Source organism: Oricola sp. (genome assembly GCF_965230365.1).
GTDB lineage: Bacteria > Pseudomonadota > Alphaproteobacteria > Rhizobiales > Rhizobiaceae > Oricola.
The window spans coordinates 2,635,514-2,655,084 of sequence record NZ_OZ246003.1 but is presented as its reverse complement, the minus strand read 5'-3'; the positions used below and the strand labels follow the sequence as shown (position 1 = coordinate 2,655,084).

Here is a 19,571-nt window from a genome sequence, read left to right as displayed (position 1 = left end):
CCATGCATTTCAGTCTCCGCCAGAAGGTGCTGTTCAAGCACTGCGATCCCGCCGGAATCGTGTTTTACCCACGCTATTTCGAAATGATAAACGATACCGTCGAGACGATGTTCAGTGATCTGCTCGGTTGGCCATTCGAGACAATGCACCCGGAAGGCGGAGTGCCGACGGCCAGTTTTGACGTCGATTTCAGGGCGCCGAGCCGGCATGGCGACGTGCTGGAATGGCAGGTGACCATAGTGGGAATTGGCGGAACGAGCATGACCCTGCAGCTTGTTGCGAGAGCGCAGGCGGAAACAAGACTGACCGCCACGCAGGTGCTGGTATGCATTGGGGCAGACGGCCGGTCGAAACCGTGGCCGGCGAACGTCCGCGAAAAGGTGACCAAACTTCTGGAAGGAACCTCATGAAGCCGAAGACGATACATCCGGATGGTTGGGCGCCGGCCCTCGGTTATGCAAACGGTATGCTGATGCCCGACGGCACGTTGCATATTGGTGGCCAGATCGGCTGGGATAAAGACAAGAATTTTGTGGATGGCGGTTTCATTGCCCAAATGGAGCAGGCGCTGGCCAATATCGCCGAGATCGTGCGCGCCGCCGGTGGCGATGTGAGCGATGTCGGGCGGTTGACCTGGTTCATCAAGGACAAGGCGGAGTATGTGGCAAACCAACGCGCTGTGGGCGAAGCCTATCGCCGTGTCTTCGGCCGGCATTTTCCCGCGATGTCGATGATCGTGATCAACGATCTCGTTGAAGACGAGGCGCTCGTCGAGATCGAAGCGACGGCCTATATCGCACAGGACTGATCACTGATTTCGTTATCCGGGCAAATTGACGTTAGATTACCCGGCTACCCAATCTGATTTGAGCAATAACTCGGCGGTCTTGGTGTCGGAAATGAGTTCTGCGACTAGACCCGCCCTGAGGACCGACAGGATCGCCGGGATTTTGCCAGTGCCGAATGCGATCGCGGTATTACGCTTCTTTGCAAGCTCATCAATGTGACATGCGACGACACGGCGCGCCACGTCGCAGTCGACGGGTTGACCATCTGCATCGAGCAGCGTGCCGCAGAAGTCGGCAACAGCGCCTAGCGCTCGCAGCTCTTCAAGTTCTGCCTTGTCGACCAGGTTGAAGGCTTGGAGGAAGGACCCTTCGCCGAGGTGTCCGACCCCGACAAACGCGAGTTTTGCATCGCGCGTCTTCTGGAGCGCGATGCGGGTGCCTGATTGCGCCATGAGAACGTTACGGTCCGTCTCCGAATTGGCCAGGATCGGTGCCGCGATCGCATAGCCCCGACCGCCGGTGCGGTCCGCGAGACGACGCAGCACATCTGTCGAATGACCGGTGCGGAAGACTGAAAAGTCGCCTGTCAGGCTGACGAACTCGACATCTGGGTAGCGAGCACGGGGAAAGGCGCGGGCCATAGCGGTAAGCGTACGCCCGACTCCAAGCCCGATAACCGCGTTCTTGTTGACTTCCAGTTGCGAAAGCAGGGAGCGTGCGGCGAGCGAGGCGACGCCATCGCGTATCTGTTCTTCGCCAGTTATCGTTGAGGGCACAAGCCGGCACGAAGTCAGGCCGAACCTGGCGATCATCTGCTGTTCAAGTTCAACCTCGGCGCTCGGCTGTGCGTCGATGAACACGCAAACTGCGCCGCTTTCATGTGCGGCACGCAGCAACCGGTGAACTGTCGCCTTTGAAAGGCCGCGCTGTTTCGCGATCTCTGCTTGAGTCAACCCGCCGACATAATGCAGCCACGCCACATCGATTGAGGCATCCGACGCGCGCTCCTGAGTGGGCGCTGAACGGGTGACCGGTTCAGGTGGGTTCGATTCGCTGCTCATCCTCGCCGAATATGTAAATGTCCTTCTCGTCCATGAAAAGGGTGGCCTTGTCGCCCGGTGCGTGGACAATGCCGGGCAGGGCGGCCTCGACCTGGTTGCCGGCGTTCATCCCGACAAGCTGTGTCGTCGCCCCGACGGGATGGCATGTGGCATCCGAGACGCCGATGCTGAACTCGCTGGACGATGCGAGGCTGAGATGCTCTGGGCGCAGTCCGACAAAGCGGGCGCCTGTTTTTGCGATCAGGTTTGCCAGTGCCGGGCTCGGCTCCACTAGGCTGCCGGTGTCGATGATGTTCATCGGTGGCGTGCCGATGAAACGCGCGACAAACAGGTTGCGCGGTTTCAGATAGAGTTCCATGGGCGGGCCGATCTGTTCGATCCGGCCGTCCTTTAGCAACACGATCCGGTCGCCCATGGTCATCGCTTCGACCTGATCGTGAGTCACATAGATCGTCGTCGCACCGACCCGTTTCTGCAGCGCAACGATCTCGGATCGCATCTCGACGCGCAGCTTGGCGTCGAGGTTGGAGAGCGGTTCGTCGAACAGGTAGGCGACAGGCTGGCGCACGATCGCGCGCCCCATCGCGACCCGTTGGCGCTGGCCGCCCGAAAGTGCGGAAGGCCGCCGTTCGAGATACTCTTCCAGGGCAAGCATGCGCGCGGCCTCGTTGACGCGTCGCTCAATTTCGGTCTTGTTTTGGCCGCGGATCTTCAAGCCAAAACCCATGTTCTGGCGCACGGTCATATGCGGATAGAGCGCATAATCCTGGAACACCATGGCGAGGTTCAGTTCCTGTGGCGGCAGATTGGTCTTCGGTTCGCCGTTGTGGGCGATCACGCCAGAAGTCGCCTCTTCGAGGCCGGCGATGATCCGCAGCAGAGTTGACTTGCCACTGCCGGACGGACCAACCAGGACAAGGAACTCGCCGTTTTCGACGACGAGATCGATGTCTTTAAGGATCTTGAGCGTGCCGTAGCTCTTGCAGAGTTTGACGATATCGAATTGGGCCACGTGAAAATCCTATTTGACCGAACCGTGTGCGAGGCCGCCGATCAGCCATTTCTGCACCAGTATGGCGACGAAATAGATCGGGATCATGCCCGAGAGCGAAGCGGCGGCCATCTGCCCGAAATTGACGAAGCGTTCGCCTTGAAACAGCGAGATGCCAACGGTCAGCGTGCGGCTGTGGGGACCGAAGGTCATGGTCGAGGCGAACAGGAACTCATTGAAGGAAAGCACCGCGCAGATCAGCCCGGTGGCAATGAAGGCAGGCAACAATAGCGGTACGGTCACGGTCAGAAAACTGCGCCAGTAGCCAGCACCGTCCAGCCATGCCGCTTCATCGACGCTGCGCGGGATTTCGGCGACGAAGCCGCGCATCAGCCAAAATGCCACAGGTATGTTCATCAAGCCGTAAACGAGCGTCATGCCAATCAACGAGTCCGTCAGATTGAGCCTCTGAAGCATGATGAACAGCGGGATCAGAGCCACGACCGGCGGCGCCAGGTAGGTTGCAACCGTGAAATCTGGCAGGAAGCGGCGACCGACCCCGAGCCGGACCATGGCGTAGGTCGCGGGTACGGTCAGCGCGAGTGTCAGCATCGCGCTAAAAACCGCGGCGAAGATCGAATTGCGGATGAAGTAGGTGAGCGGCACCGTCGCGAATGCCGTACCCCAGTTCTCCATCGTCGGTTGCGTCGGCCAAAAGGTACCGAGGGCAATGTCGCTTCGCGGTTTGAACGATGTTGCCACCGAATAGGCGATCGGAAGCAGGATCACGACGATCACCAAAGCAAGCATCAACCACGCGATCAGGCCCGCGCCCTTGTCGCGTTTTGGCGGCTTGCCGGCGAGCGCCGATAGCCGGTCGTAGCGGGCCCGCGCGGTTTCGGTCTCGTAGGTCATCGGCGCGCGTCCACATGTTTGTGCCACAGGACAACAGGCAGGGTAACGACCGTCACGACGACGGCGAGAATCAGTGTTTGCGCGGCTGCGAGGCCGAGATCGAACTCCCGCATGGCGGTCTTCCAGATCTCGAAGCTGGAGATGTTGGTCGCATTGCCAGGACCACCGAACGTCAGCACATAGACCAAGTCGAAGGTCTTGAATGCGATGATCAGGCGGATCAGGAAGACTGCGAGAAGCTGAGGCCAGAGCATCGGCACAATGACATGGAGCAGCATCTGCCGGCGGTAGGCGCCATCGATGGCCGCCGCCTCAAAGACGCTTTTGGGTAGCGACACCAGCGCGGCGTAACACAGGATCACGATGAACGGCGTCCACTGCCATGTGTCTGCGGCCATGATCGCCGGAAAGGCATAGTGGCCTTCACCTAGAAAGGAGATCGGTTCGCTGACCAGACCGAGCGACATCAGCGCAGTGTTGAACCAGCCATTGGTGTTGAAGAGCAGCTTCCAGGTGACACCGACCGCAACCGGTGGCGTCATCAATGGCAGCAAGATAAGCGCGCGAACGAATTTCTGGTCCTGAAATGCGGTAAACAGCAACCAGGCGATCATGAAGCCAGCGCACATCTGGATCACCGAGGCCGACAGCGCGAAGATGATGGTGCGCTGCAGCGTCTCCGGAAAATCGGTGCCCTCGAAGCTCCAGACGAAGTTGTCCCATCCGAGCCAGCCATTGAACTGGTTGGCCAATGTGCTGTCGCTGAACGACAGAAAGACAAGAAACACAAAGGGATAAACCGCAAAGACAACGAGCCCGAAAATGAGTGGGGCAAGCATTGCGGCGCCAGACAATCTGAGGCGGCGGTTATGAGCAGTCATTAAGTATCAATCCGAACGAGAAAAGCCCCGCGGAAGGCCAAGCCCCCCGCGGGCGCTTCTTCCCCTCTTAACGCATCAGGCGTTCCCACGCACGTTGCGTGCGGTCCATCGCCTGCATCGGGCTTTGCTCGCCAGCGAGCATGGCGGCGATCTCGTCGGTCAGCCGTTCCAGCATGCGCGTCGATTTTGGATTGCGCGGCCAGGAAACCGCACCGTTGAGCGAGGCGCTTGCGGCGCGCTGCGACTTCTCGTTGAACGCCTTGTAGGCCGGGTCATTCATGTTCGAGATGCGGAACGGATCGATGCCCGAGCCGGTGGTCGTGATCAGGTCGAGGCCCATCTTGGCGGACGTCGCGAACTTGACGAACTCCCAGGCCGCCTCCTGTTTTTCAGTTTTGGCGGAGACACCGAGCGTCCAGCCGGCATTCAGCGGCGCACGGCTCGCGTCGACGCCGGGGCCGACGGGTAGCGGCACCACATCCCACTTATCGACAATGGCGGAGTTTGCCTCGTCTTGGGCGAACACGCCGAGATCGATCCAGCCTTCGGTCATTGCAGCCTTGCCGCCGATAAAGGCGTTCAGTGCTTCGGTAAAGCCGACCTCTGCCGGCGTCGGCGTACAGAATGGCGCTACATCCGCCATGTTGGCGGCGGCGGCGTAGGCAGCTTCGGTGTTGAGTGACGGCCTGCCGTCGGCGTCGACGAAGGACCCCCCGAAGTTCGCCAGGCGGTTGGCAAAGGTTGCAATCACCAGGATCGGCACTGGCGCGCCCATCAATGCGAGGCCATGCACGCCGTTGCCGGCTTCTGCCTCGGTGATCTTCTGAGCGGCGGCGTTCAACGCATCCCAAGTCTTTGGTGGGGTGACGCCGTGCTTGGCGAGGATTTCCTTGTTGTAGAACAAGGCGTGCGTATCACCGTCAAACGGCAACGCATAGCGGCGGCCATTCCACAGTGAGTAGGCGTCGTAGACGCTCGGCACGAAATCGTCGGGATTGATCATCTCCCGATCGCGTTCGATCAAGTCCGTCAGATCGAGGGCAAGGCCTTCTTCGGCAACCGAACCGAGGGCGATGTACCAGAAATCGAAGCAATCGAAGCGGTTCGCGCCGGATGCCTGGTCGAGCGCGATCTGCTGATAGGTCTGATCGAGCGGAACGGCAACGACTTCGACGGCAATCCCGGTTGCTTCCAGAAAGGCGGCGGCGGCATGACGCGCCCCGGCGACCTGTGGTTGCGACATCATCAACGTCAACGTTTCGCCCGCATGGGCCTTGCCGAGGAATGATGGCGAGATCGTCGCCGCGGCGATCGCAGCGAGCGACCCGCCCGTGTGGCTGAGAAACCTGCGGCGCGACAGGTCTTGCAAGATGCTGTTGGACATTCCGTATCCTCCCGATTGTCGGCCGCTTGATGTGCGGCCTGTCCACTTTCAACTCCACCACCTTCGTGACCGGTGGTCCGATTTTGAAAAATGGACTTGAAAATAATTTCAGTCAAGATATCTGTTTCATGAATTGCGAAAAGAGGGCTCACATCTCATGCCGGCTGGTATCGAACCGACAAAAGTTTCCGTCATCGGCGACCTTTTTATGCGAGCGGACGCCTTTGCGTCTGCGCTGAACACGATTCCAGGTGCCTGCTTCTCGATCCGCACCTTTGAGACCGACTGGCCCGAACATCCGTTCGGGGCACCTTTCGACGGGATCAAGGAGTACCAGGGTAGCGCCGAAACGTCGGCGGCAGAGATCGGCGACTCGGAGATATGCATCACACACCTGGCGCCAATACCGCGCTCGGTATTCGAGAAATGCCCCAACCTGAAACTGATCGGCGTATCGCGCGGTGGACCTGTCAATGTCGATATCGCGGCGGCGCGGGAGCACGGCGTTCAGGTTGTCAACGCGCCAGGACGCAACGCCACCGCCGTCGCCGAATTCACCATTGGCGCGATTCTTTGCCAGACACGGCGTTTCACGCTTGGCCATGCCGGTTTGAGCAAAGGCATCTGGCGCGGCGATCTCTATCGCGCCGACCGGACCGGACAAGAACTGTCGGAACTGACGGTCGGCCTCATCGGTTATTCGGCGGTGGGACGGCGCGTGGCGCATCTGCTGGAGCCGTTTGGTTGCCGCATTGTTTTTTCTGACCCTTATGTCGAACCGAATGCCGAAGACGCAGCAGCGGGGATCACGAAATGCGACTTCGCCACGCTGCTGCGTGTCTCTGATGTGGTATCGCTGCATGCACGATTGACACCCGAGACGCGAGACATGTTCACCGCCGACACCTTTGCCTCAATGAAGCAAGGCGCTTATCTGATCAACACTGCTCGCGGCGAACTCATTGACCAGCAAGCGTTGACTGCAGCACTGCAGTCCGGTCATCTTGGCGGCGCCGCGCTCGACACTTATGTGCCCGAGCCACCGGCACCCAACGACCCCTTGCTTCCGCTGCCCAACGTTACGCTGACGCCGCACATCGCCGGCGCTTCTGTCCATGTCGTCACGTTTGCCGCCAACATGATCGCCGCCGACGTCGGGAACTATCTCGCCGGCAAGGAGTTAAACAATCCATGCTAATGGTTGACGACGAAGGATTATGTCCGCTGGTTCTTGCACTGGACGGCGGGACAGGCAGTTGCCGCGCGATCCTGTTTGATCTTTCCGGTCGCGAGGTGGCGGTCGGCCAGCGTGAGTGGCATCACCGCCAGACGCCTGATGCGCCCGGCGGTATGGACTTCGACACCGACGCCAATGGCTTGTTGTTCGACGAGGTGTGCCGTGAGGTGGTTGCCGACATCGGTGGTGCTGCCGGCCGCATCAAGGCGGTTTCGACCACATCGATGCGCGAGGGCATGGTGCTATATGACGCCGCCGGCAAGGTGTTGTGGGCCTGTCCCAACATCGATGGGCGCGCCCAGGCGCAGGCTGAGAGTTTGGCCGCATCGGGGCTGGCCGAGACGATTTTCGAGACCGGCGGCGACTGGGTGTCGATTACCGCGCCGTCGCGCTTCCTGTGGATTCGCCAGAATACACCCGAGATCCTGGAGGCGACCCGAACCTTCGGGATGTTGAGCGACTGGATCGCTACAAGGCTGACCGGCGAGTTCTGCACCGAACCGAGCGCCGGCTCGTCATCGGCGCTGTTCGACCTGAGCCGCCGCAGCTGGTCCGACGAAGTGCTGCGCGCGCTCGATCTCGACCCGGCGCTGTGTCCGCGCGTGGTTGAATCGGGGGAGGTCTGCGGCGCGGTGACAGGCGAAGCCGCAGCTCGCACCGGTTTGATCGAAGGCACGCCGGTCCATGCCGGCGGCGGCGACACGCAACTGGCGCTGGCCGGGCTGGCGCGCAAGCCGGGCGATGCGACACTGGTCGCCGGCTCGTTCTGGCAACTGACGGCGATCACCGACACACCGGTGATCGACCCGCAGCGGCGGCTGCGCACCCTGTGCCATGCCCATCCGGGCCAGTGGATGATCGAGGGCATTGGCTTTCTGACCGGTTTCAGCCTGCGCTGGTTCCGCGATGCGTTCTGCGAACTGGAGACGCGCGAAGCGGCCGAACAGGGCCGCGCGGTGTTCGAACTGATCGAGGAGAAGGCGGCTGCCGTGCCGCCCGGCACCAACGGCCTGCAGGCGGTGTTTGCCACCGTGATGCAGTCCGACAGCTGGATCAACGCACCGGCCAGCTTCATCGGTTTTGATGTCGGCGATGCGCAACGTACCGGCCGCATGGCGTGTGCCCGTGCACTGATGGAAGCCGGCGCCTTCGTCAGCCAGGCGCATCGCGCCATCGTCGCCGAATGCACCGGCCAGCACTACGCGCGGATCACCATGACCGGCGGCAGCGCGCAGGGGCGGCTGTGGCCGCAGATCATCGCCGACACGTTCGGCCTGCCGGTCGACATCACCACGGTCAAGGAAACGACGGCGCTGGGGGCGGCGATACTGGCGGCGCGCGGCGCCGGCCTGATCGACGATGCCACCCAGATGGCAAGCGGCATCGAGCGAACCCACGAGCCCGATCCGGCCATCCATGCACTGATGGCCGAAAAGGCCGCCAAATGGGCCGAACTCGACACCGAGATGATCCCGTTTGCCCTGCGCAACCTCGCTCCGTCCATGTGGCAGGCAGCAGGGGCGCGGGCTACGATCCAGTAATCAACTGCAGGGAACAGAGCGATGGAAAACCTTTGGCGCGACGATGAAATCGACCCGTTGCGGAACAAGGCCGGCGGCGAAGCGGCCGACGTCGCACTGGCCGAGCGGGTTTACTCCTCCCGCCTGCTCGGCCGGGAACCCGACCTGGTGTTACACGGCGGCGGCAACACCTCGGTCAAGGTCGACCGGACCTGGCCGGATGGATCGAAGCGCCGCACGCTGCATGTCAAGGGAAGTGGCTGGGATCTCGCGACGATTGAGGCGCCGGGCCTGCCCGCCGTCGATCTTGAGCCATTGCTTGCCGCGCGCACGTCTGGCGGCATGAGCGATCCTGAGATGGTTGCGTTGCTGCGGGCCAATTTGATGGACAGAGATGCGCCCAATCCGTCAGTCGAAACCCTGTTGCACGCGTTCATTCCACACGCTTTCGTCGACCATACCCATTCGCTGCCGATCCTCGTGCTGGCCAATCAGCCTGACGCTGAGCAACTCTGCGCCGAGGTCTTCGGCGATGAGGTCGCGTTTGTGCCCTATGTGATGCCGGGCTTCGACTTGTCGATTGCCTGTGGCGACATCTACGACCGTAATCCAGGCTGCAAGGGACTGTTCTTGCAGAACCACGGGTTGTTCACCTTCTCCGACGACGCACGCGAGAGCTACAGCCTGACCATCGAATATACCTCGGAAGCCGAGGACTATCTGGCGGGCAAAGGTGCTGCACTTGCCGCCGATCTCGCCAATGAGGCGAACGAACCGGAAGCGCTGACCGCACGGCTTGGCGAAGCATTCGCCGCGGCGTTTCCGGAGATGGCAAGCGTGGCGTTCGACTATCGCGAAGATGCCAATGTCCGCAGTTACACGGGACATGATCGACTGGATGAGATTTCGCGGCGCGGTACGGTCACGCCAGATCACGTGATCCGCATCAAGCCGTTTGCGATGATTTGCAGCGAGGACGATCCGATCGATGCTCTGGCCGCCAAGATGCGCGTTTTCGCGGCTGAATACACCGCCTATTTCGATCGCCATGCACCAAACGCCGCCGAACCGAAGACGATGCTCGGGCCGCAACCGAAGGCCATCGTGGTGCGGGGCAGGGGCATCTACGGTGTCGACAGCTCCGAGAAGGGAGCGGGGATCGTCGCCGATCTGATGGTTCAGACCACCCGCGCCGTTATCGCGTCGGAGGCGCTGGGCAGCTTCCGTCCGATCAGCGAGCCGGACCTATTCGAGATGGAATACTGGACCCTCGAACAGGCGAAGTCGCAGCGAAAGTGAACCGACTACGCGGCCATTGGGTCGCGATCAGGACAATGCACCGCCCCAAAACCTTGGAGCGGTGCATGTGGTCTCTGTGGAAGTCGGCGATTCAACGATTGTCGCGCAGCGCTGGCAACCCGACGCCCGTGCTTTCAAACCCACCATCAGCGGCTATCACCTGGCCGGTAACATAGCTCGCCCGGTCGGAGCCGAGAAAGCAGATCATTTCGGCGATCTCGCGCTCGGTCCCGTAGCGGTTGAGAGGGATGGCGTCATGATAGGCTGCGATGATCTCCGGTGAGTGAACGGCCATTGCAAGCTTGGTGCGCACCGGGCCGGGGCAAACGCAGTTGGCACGGATGCCATACTCGCCGAGTTCGGCGGCCTGTTGCCGGGTCAGTTGGATTACGGCCGCCTTCGAGGTTCCGTAAGCAAAGCGGAGCGTGCTGGCCCTCAATCCGGAAATCGATGCGATGTTGACAAACGACCCACGCGTTTGGCGCAGTGCCGGGGTCGTCGCCTGACTTACAAGGAACATGCCGTCGACGTTGGTCGCGAAGACCTCGCGCCAGCGCGCGAAAGTGGTTTCCTCAATCGGTCCAAAATCGGCGACGCCGGCATTGTTGATGACCGCATCGATGCGACCGAACCTGTCGGTCACCATCGCGACCATTTCATCGACCTGATCGGGAATCGAGATGTCGTGTTCACAAGCGAGAGCGCCTATGACGTTGGAGACAGCCCCTCTGAGCGCTTCTACATCGCGGTCTACCATTGCCACGTCCCACCCCTGTTCAGCGAACAAGGCTGAGGTCGACAATCCGATACCGCGCGCAGCGCCAGTGATCAGCGCCAGTTTCTTTTCCACGGTGGTTCCTCCGATATTTGACCGAGTGACTGGGCAGGCTCAGAGCATCGTGGCTGGCAGGCTCACTTCGCTGCGACCCCGTCGGTTTAGAGTCAGGCACTCAGCCCTCCGTCGACCGGCAAACATGCGCCGGTGATGTAACTGGCGGCATCCGACGCGAGAAACAGCGATGCCTCGGCGATTTCCCATGGTGTGCCTTGCCGCTTCATCGGTACGGCGGCCGCGCGCGCCTCGTCACTCGTTGACTGGGAATCACTGATATAGGCGCGCACATGCGGTGTATCGATCATGCCCGGCATCACCACATTGGAGCGAATACCGTCTGAGGCATGGGCGCGCGCAAGTGATCGGGCCAGCCGGTTGAGTCCTGCCTTCGAGGCTTCATATGCGGCATAGGAGTAAGGGCCCGACCAGACCGAGACGAGCGAAGAGACGAAGACCAGTGATCCGCCGCCTAGCGCCGCCATGGCTGGCACCGCTGATCGGGCTGCGAGATAGGCACTTCTCAGATTGACATCGAAGACACGGTCCCAGTCCTCTGGCGCGGTCTCGGTCACCCCGCCGGGCAGGCTCATGCCGACGACATGGACGAGGATGTCGAGCCCGCCCCACCGGCTGGCGGCTTGCGCGACCAAGGCATCGGCCGCGCCCGGGTCGGTCGCATCCATCTGCACCGCCTCTGCCAGCCCGCCGGCGTCTGTGATGCGGTTTACGGTGTTTTGAGCAGCGGCAAGATCGCGGTCGGCGGCAAGCACGCGCGCGCCCTCCCTGGCGAACAGAATTGAGATCGCGCGACCGTTGCCGATGTTATCGCTGACAGAGCCGGCACCGACGATCGCGGCGCGTTTGCCTTCGAGCCGTTTCATCGCAGCACCTGATCAGGTAGCCAGAGCACCAGCCAAGGTTGCCAGACAAGCAAAGCGAGCACCATGAGCTGCAGGATTACGAAAGGAACTATGCCCCGATAAATCTGCGTAATCGTCACAAGATTGCCTGCAGCACCCTTCAAGAAGAACAGCGCGAAGCCGAAAGGCGGCGTCAGGAACGAGGTCTGCAGGTTGACCGCCATCAGAACAGCGAACCAGTAAATCAGGTCGGCGCGCGCCACATGGTCACCGAGATCCATGAGCTGCACGATAGGCGCGACGATCGGCAACATGATCAGCGTGATTTCAACCCAGTCGAAGAAGAAGCCGAGCGCGAATACCATCAACATCAACATGGCGAGAATACCCCAATCACCCATGTCGAGGCTGCGCGCGGCTTCCACAATGAACTGCTCGCCGCCGATGATCCGGAACACGTAGGCGAAGCCTGTGGCTGTAACGAAAATAAAAAATAGCATCGCCAGCGTGCGGATTGAGCCATCCATTGCTTCGCCCAGCACGGTAAGATTAAGCCGCCGGCGCAGCGCGCCAAGCAGCAGCGCGGCGAATGCGCCGACGCCCGCGGCCTCGGTTGGCGTTGCGAAGCCGCCAAGGATCGAGCCGAGCACAGCAACAACGAGTGTGAAAGGCAGGGCGAAGGAGACCGCAGCCTCCCGCCACAGCCCGGCTTTCTCTTCTTCTGACAAAGGTGGTGCCGCGGGCGCTCGTTCAGGCCGCAACGCCGACGAGACGAGGATATAGAGCATGTATACGCCCGCGAGCACGAGGCCCGGGATCAATGCTGCGACGAACAACTTGGCGAGGTTGATTGTGAGAATGTCGCCCATAAACACGAGCATGACCGACGGTGGGATCAGGATGCCAAGCGTACCCGCCGACGCGACCGTTCCGGTGGCCAATTCCGGTGAGTAACCGCGTTTCAGCATCGTCGGAATTGCAAGGACCGTAAGCATGACTACCGAAGCGCCGATTATGCCTGTCGCGGCAGCCAGGATCGTGCCCATCAGGGTGACCGCAAGGGCCAAGCCACCGGGCACCACGCGCAAAAGTTTTTGCAGGGTGATCAGCAGGTCTTCGGCAATGCGGCTCTTCTCAAGCAGGACTCCCATGAAGATGAACATCGGCGCGGCGACGAGGACCGGATTTTCGATGGAGCCACCAAATATTCGGTTAGGCAACAGCGATGCCTGGATCAGGCGCATCTCACTCAGCCCGACAGCTATCGCGCCGAAAACCACGGTTACACCGCCCAGCACCACGGGAACTGGCAGGCCAGTAAACAGCCCGAGAATCAGCGCCAGGAACATCAGCGCCGGCAAGATCTCGATCAGGATTTCCACAATTCGCCCTCGTTGAAGGCCGTTTCACGTACGCCCCTGAGCACGGCGATAGCGCGCAAAGCCACAGACCAAGCGCCGGCGAGCGCAAGCAGGACGGAAACGGGGACGGCAGACTTAATAATCCAGCGGTTATCCAGGCCGAGACCGCCCGACGAGCCCTCGCCGCGAATGAACGATCGGTGGGTGAAGTCGAAACCGTACCAGAAGACGATGAGCAGGAACGGGGTGATCAACAGGATCACGCCGGCGATTTCGAGCTTCATCTTGAACGCGTTTGAGAAGTTCTGGTGGAATATGTCGATCCGCACATGTCCGTCGCGGGTGTAGGCATAGCCGAAGCCCAGAACCGCGATGGCGCCGTGCAGATGCCACTCAAGTTCCTGCAGCGCCACGGAGCCAGTGTTGAAGAACCGCCTCCCGATCACGTCATAGATTATGACCGCCGTGAGGACGAGCAGCAGTATCCCGGCGAACCGAGCGGCCCAGACACAGATACGGTCGAGGATAGCAGCAAGTTTGAGCATAGGAAGTAGGGTAGGGAGAGGAAGCTCCCAACCCCTTTCTTGATATCAGTCGATGTAGCCGACGGCTGCCCAACGAGCGTATTCCGTTCGAAATGCCGAGATATGCTCCCAGACGCGTTTGAAGTCGGCGTCGGCTTCCGAACGCTCTGCAACGACTTCGTCCCAAGCTGTGCTGAAGGCAGAGAGCATCTCATCGGACCAGCGGTGGATTTCGACCCCCTGGGCCTCCAGTTCGGCGAGCGGGCCCATCTGAATCGTCTCGCCCTTCGCGACGCTGCGTGCGACGTTGGCGGCGCAGGTTTCCTGGATCGCAGCCTTGTGGCTGTCTTCAAGTCCGTCCCAGGCGTCCTTGTTCATTATGAAAACGATGAGGGAACTCTGCTGGTGCCATCCTGGGAAGTAGTAGTGGTTGGCGTGCTCTTGCATGCCGATCGCTTGGTCGATTGCCGGGAAGCTCAGTTCGGCGGCGTCAATCGTGCCGAGGTTCAGTGCGGTCATCGTGTCGGCGACGGGCAGCGACTGCGCCTGTGCACCAAGTTTCTCCATCACCGAAGCGCCGAGACCGAAGATTCTCATTTTCAGGCCGGCAAGATCGGCAGGCGAGTTTATCGGCTTGTTGAACCAGCCGGATGCTTCCGGCGCGAGGATTGTGCAAAGCTCGGAGTGGATGTTGAAGGGGGCCGAGATTTCCGCCCACAATTCAGCACCACCGCCATTGTACCACCAAGCGGTATACTCGGCGGCATCCGGGCCGAAGGGGAACGCGGTAAACAGCGGAGCGGCGGGAATTACGCTTTCGGCAAAGCCCGGCGAGTACCAGCCTGCGGGGATCGCGCCGGTCGATACAGCGTCCCAGATCTCACCACCGGAAACCAGTTCGCCGGGGTTGTGGAATTTGATGTCCAGCGTTCCGCCGGAAAGCCGGCCGACGCGCTCGCCCAGTTCCGCGCCAGCTTCGCCCAGAAGCGGCAGCGAGTTGGGGTAGATCGATTGCATATCGATAGTCTCAGCCGAAGCGACCCCGGCTGTCAGAAAGAGCGCAGCCGCGCCGAGTAGATGTTTGGTCATGATTTCCTCCCCTTTCACTTTTCTTTCGAGTTTTTCCTGGCCGGTCATTGGATTTTGACCAGGACGAGTTCTGCCGTAACGAGCACGGCGTTTTGCCCGCGCGAAAGCCGCCCGGACATGATGTCACCGCCGTCTATTCCGACGATGGCGATGTCTGGTTCCTGACCGCCGGGGCCGCTGACGGCTCTGGTGACAAGGAACTCCGTCGGCAGGCTGTCGAGCATGCTGCCATCTTCAAACTGCGCACCGATAAGACTACCTATCCCGTAAACCCGGGCGTTGTTCCATCCGAGTTGGGATGTTGCATTATCCAGCGCGGTGGCGAAGTCCTGATTGGGTAAGAGGCGAACTGCTGCATGGTCAGCGGCCTGCGGCTCGGTTTGGCGAACTCGAAACAGTTCAAAGTTTGTTTCGGCGTCGGGCAGCCGGTCGAACTCGGCACCGATCAGTCCGACGCCTCTGACATGGACCGGTTCGGACAACACCGTTTCCTGCGGCAGCACATGGCCCATTGCCTGCGGCTCGCCATCTCCGGTCCACAATCCGTGGCCGTGCATGAAGTGGGCGCCTGCGTAGCGTCCGACAATGAGGCCCAAATGGTTGATCCTGCCCGAGGCAAAGCCGTAGGCCTTGGAGTACCAAGCCGCATGTTGATCGTCGGTCGCGAGCGCCGGGATAACATAGCCAAGCTTGTCGACCGGAGCGTCGACGATCTCCAGCCATGCGCTGTCCAACGCTTCCGGCGCCAACGCTTTGGCGACTGCCTCTTCAAGTGGAATGCCTGATGCAAGCGTAACCTCGATCTCTCGTCCTCGACAGGCCGCCAATTCCATGCGTTCTGTGCCGACCGGCCCTGGATGCGTAACGTTGCGCATCAGGCCTCACCACTCGCCATACGGCGCTCGAGTTCCGCCCGTACAAGCCGTTTGGCCATCTTTCCGTAGCCCGATTTTGGGATTTCATCCCAGACGTGGAACTGACGCGGCACCTTGTAGGAGGCAATGCGTTCGCGCAGGAAAACCTCGATCTCCTCCGGGTTCGCGGCTTCGCCGGACGCCAATGAGACAACAGCGACGCCGATCTCGCCCCACTTTGGATCGGGCAGGCCAAAAACTGCAACCTCCGAAACGGCAGGATGCAGCAGCATCTTTTCCTCAATCTCGCGCGGATAGATATTCGAGCCGCCGGAGATGTACATGTCGGACGCCCGTCCAGTGATGAATACATATCCCTCGGCGTCCATGTGTCCGAGGTCGCCGGTGCGAAAGAAGCCATCGCGGAAACTCTTGGCGTTTGCCTCCGGGTTCTGCCAATAACCGGCGAAGACCGCCGGACCGGTAACGCAGATCTCGCCGGTTTTGCCCGGCGCGCAGGGGCGGCCGTCATCATCCTGAATTTCCACATGCATGCCGGTGCGCGGAAATCCGCAAGTCCCCATTCGAAAATCGTCACCAGTGGAGTGCTCATGCGCCGGTAACACGGTGATGTTGCCCGTTACCTCGCCAAGGCCGAAGTATTGAACCAGTACCGAGCCCAGAGTATCGAGCGCCTTGATCTGGTCTGTCCGGTACATTGGCGCGCCGGCATAGATCACGTATCGCAGTGAGCTGTGGTCGAACCTTTCGACGGCCGGCGCCTCGACGATCATTTTCAGGATGGTCGGCACGGTAAAGATGTTCGTGACCCGCCAGCGCTCGACCAGTTCCCAGATCTCCTCGGTGTCGAACTTCGGCGCGGTCGTCAGGATTGTCGGTGCGCCACGGGCAACCATCAGCAACTGATGCATGCCCGCGCCGTGGGAGAGTGGGGCGACAACAAGAGAGGCATCCTCATGTGTCACGCCGGGCACGAGATCGCATAGATGGTTGTTGACAACGAAACCGAGCTGGCCGTGGGTCAGGACGGAGGCTTTGGGTCGACCGGTCGTGCCGGAGGTAAAGAAGAACCAGGCCGGATCGTCGCGGTCAACGGCAGCCAATGGCGGCGGGTTGCCGGCATCCTTCATCATTGCGTCGACATCAGCAGCGAAGTCCGCTTCGCCGATAGCGAGGCGCGCGTTCGGACCAGGTATTTTTGCGTGCTCCGGAAAAACAGCATCGCATAGCAACAGCTTCGCGCCAGAAAGTTCGGCCATCCAGGCGAGGTCATCCGGCGTCCCACGGAAATTCGCTGGTACCCACACAGCGCCCAGGCGGAAGCACGCGAACATGCTTTCAAACAGCTGGTTGCTGTTGCGCGCCTGCACCAACACCCGATCGCCCTTGGTCACCCCATGGGACGCAAACACGGCTGCCATTGCCTTGATGCGGGTATCGAAAGTCGCCCAGTTCAGGGTCAGATCACCCCAGACAAATGCGGGCTTTCGTGCCAGTCGCCGTGCCTGTTGCTCGACGAAATGCGCAAGGTTCATCGTACGCGTAGAGAACGGCGCGACTGTCACTTCACGCGCTCCAAAATCGAGCAGTAGTTTGCAACTGCGGCGCCGCCCATGTTGAAGACGCCGGCGAGTTTTGCATTGTCGATTTGCATATCACCCGCTTCGCCCATCAATTGCATGGAGGCGAGGACATGCATGGACACGCCGGTCGCACCAATCGGATGGCCTTTCGCTTTCAATCCACCCGACGGATTGACCGGCAGCTTGCCGTCCTTCCGAGTGAGGCCTTCGCGTGCAGCCGTCCAGCCCTTGCCCGGCTGGGTGAGACCCATCGCTTCGTATTCGATCATCTCGGCCACGGTGAAGCAGTCATGGGTCTCCACGAAATCGAGATCGTCGAGCGCGACACCGGCTGTCGTCTTGGCGGCGTCCCATGCGGCACGTGCTCCAGCGAACTCGGTCATATCGCGGCGCGATAGCGGGAAAACGTCGTTCTTGTGGGCGCGCGCGCGAAAGGCAATCGCGCGGGCAAGCCCATCGGCCGTCTCGCGGTCGGTGACAACCAGCGCCGCCGCGCCGTCCGAGACCAGCGAGCAATCGGTGCGGCGCAGCGGCCCTGCCACACGCGGATTCTTGTCGGACACTGTGTTGCAGAAATCAAAGCCGACATCCTTGCGCATATGGGCGAGCGGATTGACCGCGCCGTTGGCATGGTTCTTGGCAGCGATCATCGCCATTTCCTCGGATCGGTCACCGTTCTTTTGGAAGTAGCTGCCGGCGATCTGGCCGAAGATGCCGGCAAAGCCGGCGGGCAAGCGATCTTCCTCCTTGCGGTAGGATCCACAGAGCAGGATATCACCAACTTCGGCTGTAGGGGTTGCGGTCATCTTTTCCGCGCCGATGACCAGCGCAATACGGGCGCGACCGGCCTCGATGGCATCCATGGCGCTGTACATTGCGGCGGAGCCGGTGGCACATGCGTTTTCCACATGCATGGCCGGCGTGTGCTCCAAACCGGGCACCGCGACAGACACCAGCCCGGCCTCGAAGCCCTGTCTTGAGAAGCCACAGTTCAGAACCCCGATTGTCACGTAGTCGACATCCTGCGGCGCAACGCCCGCATGGTCGAGTGCATCGCTCCCGACCATTGCGATCAGGGCTTCGATATCTTCTGCTTCCAGCTTCCCGAACGGGCTGTGCGACCAGCCGACGATAACCGCGTCTTTTCTGTCCATTTTGTGTTCCTCCTATCCGGTAGCGCCGAGCCGAAGCCCGTCCGATCCGAAGCGCGCCAGCAGCTTCTCGATGCGGCGGACTTCGTTCAAAAGCGGCTGCGAAAGTTCTGCTTGTCGTATTTCGGTCATGCGGCTCTCGATCGCCGCGATGGTCAGCGCGCCTCGTATCTCTCCATCTGGTGAACGGATCGGCGCGGCGATGGCCCATGAGCCCGGAAACACGAGACCGGGATTCAATGCAACGCCCGTGGCGCGCGCCTGGCCCATCAACGCCTGCAGTTGCGAAAGATCGATTTCCGGGCGCAGATCGCGGATAATGTCAGCATTGGCGGCAAGGATCTCTGCCGCCTCGGTTTCGGGTAGTGCGCCCAGAATAGACAGCGCCGCGGCACCGATCCCCAATGGGTGCCGGTCACCAACATTCAGCACATGCGTGCGGATCGGATACTGACCTTCTTCGCGGTGCAGGCACACGGTCGAAAGGCCGTCCAACGCCGACAGAAAGGCAGTGTCACCGGACAATTGCGCCAATCGCGTCAGGCTGTCGCGGGCGAGGTCGTGAAAACCGAACTCGGGCTGCGCCAACTGTCCGAGGACATAGGCCTCGGAGCCGAGCCGGTACAACGCGCTGTCCTTGTCATGGAAAACGAGACGGGCCGATATGAGCGACAGGAGAAGCCGTCGCAGCGTCGGGTTCGCCAAGCCGGTTTCGCGCGCAAGGTCAGAGAAGCGGACACCCTGCCGGCGGCCGATTACGCTTAGTACCTCGGCCGCACGCTTCACCGTCTGCGCACCGTCCGAGCGATCGGCAATGGACCGAATCTCGGCCGTCAATCTCCCCTCCCATTAGTCCGCATAACGGACTGCATTGTTGTTAGTGAAAGCCTAAAAGCCGTAATCCTTATTTGTCAATCGCCAAATGAGCGTTCCTATTGCGGAATCGGGAGTCAGGTTGATCCGTTATACGGACTATCCTTTGAACGGTATAAAGGCTGATAAGGGCGCCTCGCGGGCTTCGGGGAAATGCGTTACTCCGCCAGTTTGAGAACTCCTGGAAATCGGCCCCGAGACGGCGCGAGCATTCTCCTCAAGGGAATCGCGGACGAAGATCAGCGGCAGCCAAGATCCCCGGGCGAGAGCAAGACGGTACAGATTGGAAAACAGACAAATCGCATACAAGTTGTGCGACGCAAAAAACGTAACATGTTGGTTTT

The 19,571-nt window shown here is 60.8% G+C and carries 19 protein-coding genes; 5 read left to right on the top strand and 14 right to left on the bottom strand.

Annotated elements, in window-relative coordinates; genetic code table 11:
- Positions 1-2: 2 nt before the first annotated feature.
- Complete coding sequence (locus tag ACO06R_RS12855; protein WP_421850427.1) at positions 3-410, top strand: acyl-CoA thioesterase; 408 nt, start codon at positions 3-5, stop codon at positions 408-410.
- The gene (locus tag ACO06R_RS12850) at positions 356-808 is read left to right on the top strand and encodes a RidA family protein (protein WP_421850424.1); all 453 of its coding nucleotides are present in this window, start codon (positions 356-358) and stop codon (positions 806-808) included. The genes ACO06R_RS12855 and ACO06R_RS12850 overlap by 55 nt, the downstream gene beginning before the upstream one ends.
- Before the next feature lie 36 nt (positions 809-844).
- On the opposite strand, the gene ACO06R_RS12845 is transcribed toward ACO06R_RS12850, so the two are convergent.
- From ACO06R_RS12845 to ACO06R_RS12825, 5 genes are all read right to left on the bottom strand, one after another.
- On the bottom strand, positions 845-1,849 hold the full coding sequence (locus tag ACO06R_RS12845) for a sugar-binding transcriptional regulator (protein ID WP_421850420.1): 1,005 nt from the start codon (positions 1,847-1,849) through the stop codon (positions 845-847).
- Positions 1,824-2,861: an ABC transporter ATP-binding protein gene (locus tag ACO06R_RS12840; protein WP_421850417.1), complete on the bottom strand. Its 1,038-nt coding sequence runs from the start codon at positions 2,859-2,861 to the stop codon at positions 1,824-1,826. Before ACO06R_RS12840 ends, ACO06R_RS12845 begins: the two co-directional genes overlap by 26 nt.
- Positions 2,862-2,870: 9 nt before the next feature.
- Positions 2,871-3,755, bottom strand: a complete 885-nt coding sequence (locus tag ACO06R_RS12835; RefSeq protein WP_421850414.1) for a carbohydrate ABC transporter permease — start codon at positions 3,753-3,755, stop codon at positions 2,871-2,873.
- The gene (locus ACO06R_RS12830; protein ID WP_421850411.1) at positions 3,752-4,594 is read right to left on the bottom strand and encodes a carbohydrate ABC transporter permease; all 843 of its coding nucleotides are present in this window, start codon (positions 4,592-4,594) and stop codon (positions 3,752-3,754) included. The genes ACO06R_RS12835 and ACO06R_RS12830 overlap by 4 nt, the downstream gene beginning before the upstream one ends.
- A 109-nt stretch (positions 4,595-4,703) precedes the next feature.
- Positions 4,704-6,020, bottom strand: a complete 1,317-nt coding sequence (locus tag ACO06R_RS12825; RefSeq protein ID WP_421850408.1) for an ABC transporter substrate-binding protein — start codon at positions 6,018-6,020, stop codon at positions 4,704-4,706.
- Between the two features lie 208 nt (positions 6,021-6,228).
- Here ACO06R_RS12825 and ACO06R_RS12820 point away from each other — a divergent pair, with 208 nt between their 5' ends.
- The 3 genes from ACO06R_RS12820 to ACO06R_RS12810 are packed head-to-tail and all read left to right on the top strand — an operon-like array spanning position 6,229 to position 10,076.
- Entirely contained in the window at positions 6,229-7,218 is a 990-nt protein-coding gene (locus tag ACO06R_RS12820) for a 2-hydroxyacid dehydrogenase (RefSeq protein ID WP_421850404.1), read from the top strand.
- Positions 7,212-8,798: an FGGY family carbohydrate kinase gene (locus ACO06R_RS12815; protein WP_421850401.1), complete on the top strand. Its 1,587-nt coding sequence runs from the start codon at positions 7,212-7,214 to the stop codon at positions 8,796-8,798. The genes ACO06R_RS12820 and ACO06R_RS12815 overlap by 7 nt, the downstream gene beginning before the upstream one ends.
- Positions 8,799-8,819: 21 nt before the next feature.
- A complete protein-coding gene (locus ACO06R_RS12810) occupies positions 8,820-10,076 on the top strand; it encodes a class II aldolase/adducin family protein (protein WP_421850398.1) in 1,257 nt (418 codons plus the stop codon).
- A gap of 91 nt (positions 10,077-10,167) precedes the next feature.
- On the opposite strand, the gene ACO06R_RS12805 is transcribed toward ACO06R_RS12810, so the two are convergent.
- The 9 genes from ACO06R_RS12805 to ACO06R_RS12765 form a co-directional block, all read right to left on the bottom strand.
- Complete coding sequence (locus ACO06R_RS12805; protein ID WP_421850395.1) at positions 10,168-10,926, bottom strand: SDR family NAD(P)-dependent oxidoreductase; 759 nt, start codon at positions 10,924-10,926, stop codon at positions 10,168-10,170.
- Between the two features lie 92 nt (positions 10,927-11,018).
- Positions 11,019-11,792: an SDR family NAD(P)-dependent oxidoreductase gene (locus ACO06R_RS12800; protein WP_421850392.1), complete on the bottom strand. Its 774-nt coding sequence runs from the start codon at positions 11,790-11,792 to the stop codon at positions 11,019-11,021.
- The gene (locus tag ACO06R_RS12795; protein WP_421850388.1) at positions 11,789-13,153 is read right to left on the bottom strand and encodes a TRAP transporter large permease; all 1,365 of its coding nucleotides are present in this window, start codon (positions 13,151-13,153) and stop codon (positions 11,789-11,791) included. Before ACO06R_RS12795 ends, ACO06R_RS12800 begins: the two co-directional genes overlap by 4 nt.
- Positions 13,141-13,677, bottom strand: coding sequence for a TRAP transporter small permease subunit (locus ACO06R_RS12790; protein WP_421850385.1), 537 nt, complete (start codon positions 13,675-13,677; stop codon positions 13,141-13,143). Before ACO06R_RS12790 ends, ACO06R_RS12795 begins: the two co-directional genes overlap by 13 nt.
- A 45-nt stretch (positions 13,678-13,722) precedes the next feature.
- A complete protein-coding gene (locus tag ACO06R_RS12785) occupies positions 13,723-14,745 on the bottom strand; it encodes a TRAP transporter substrate-binding protein (RefSeq protein WP_421850382.1) in 1,023 nt (340 codons plus the stop codon).
- A gap of 44 nt (positions 14,746-14,789) precedes the next feature.
- Complete coding sequence (locus tag ACO06R_RS12780; protein WP_421850379.1) at positions 14,790-15,578, bottom strand: DUF296 domain-containing protein; 789 nt, start codon at positions 15,576-15,578, stop codon at positions 14,790-14,792.
- 41 nt (positions 15,579-15,619) lie between these two features.
- Entirely contained in the window at positions 15,620-17,155 is a 1,536-nt protein-coding gene (locus ACO06R_RS12775) for an acyl-CoA synthetase (protein WP_421859382.1), read from the bottom strand.
- A gap of 26 nt (positions 17,156-17,181) precedes the next feature.
- Positions 17,182-18,357: an acetyl-CoA acetyltransferase gene (locus ACO06R_RS12770; RefSeq protein WP_421850376.1), complete on the bottom strand. Its 1,176-nt coding sequence runs from the start codon at positions 18,355-18,357 to the stop codon at positions 17,182-17,184.
- A gap of 12 nt (positions 18,358-18,369) precedes the next feature.
- Positions 18,370-19,191 (bottom strand): IclR family transcriptional regulator, encoded by an 822-nt coding sequence (locus ACO06R_RS12765; RefSeq protein ID WP_421850373.1) that lies wholly within the window; start codon positions 19,189-19,191, stop codon positions 18,370-18,372.
- Positions 19,192-19,571 lie beyond the last annotated feature (380 nt).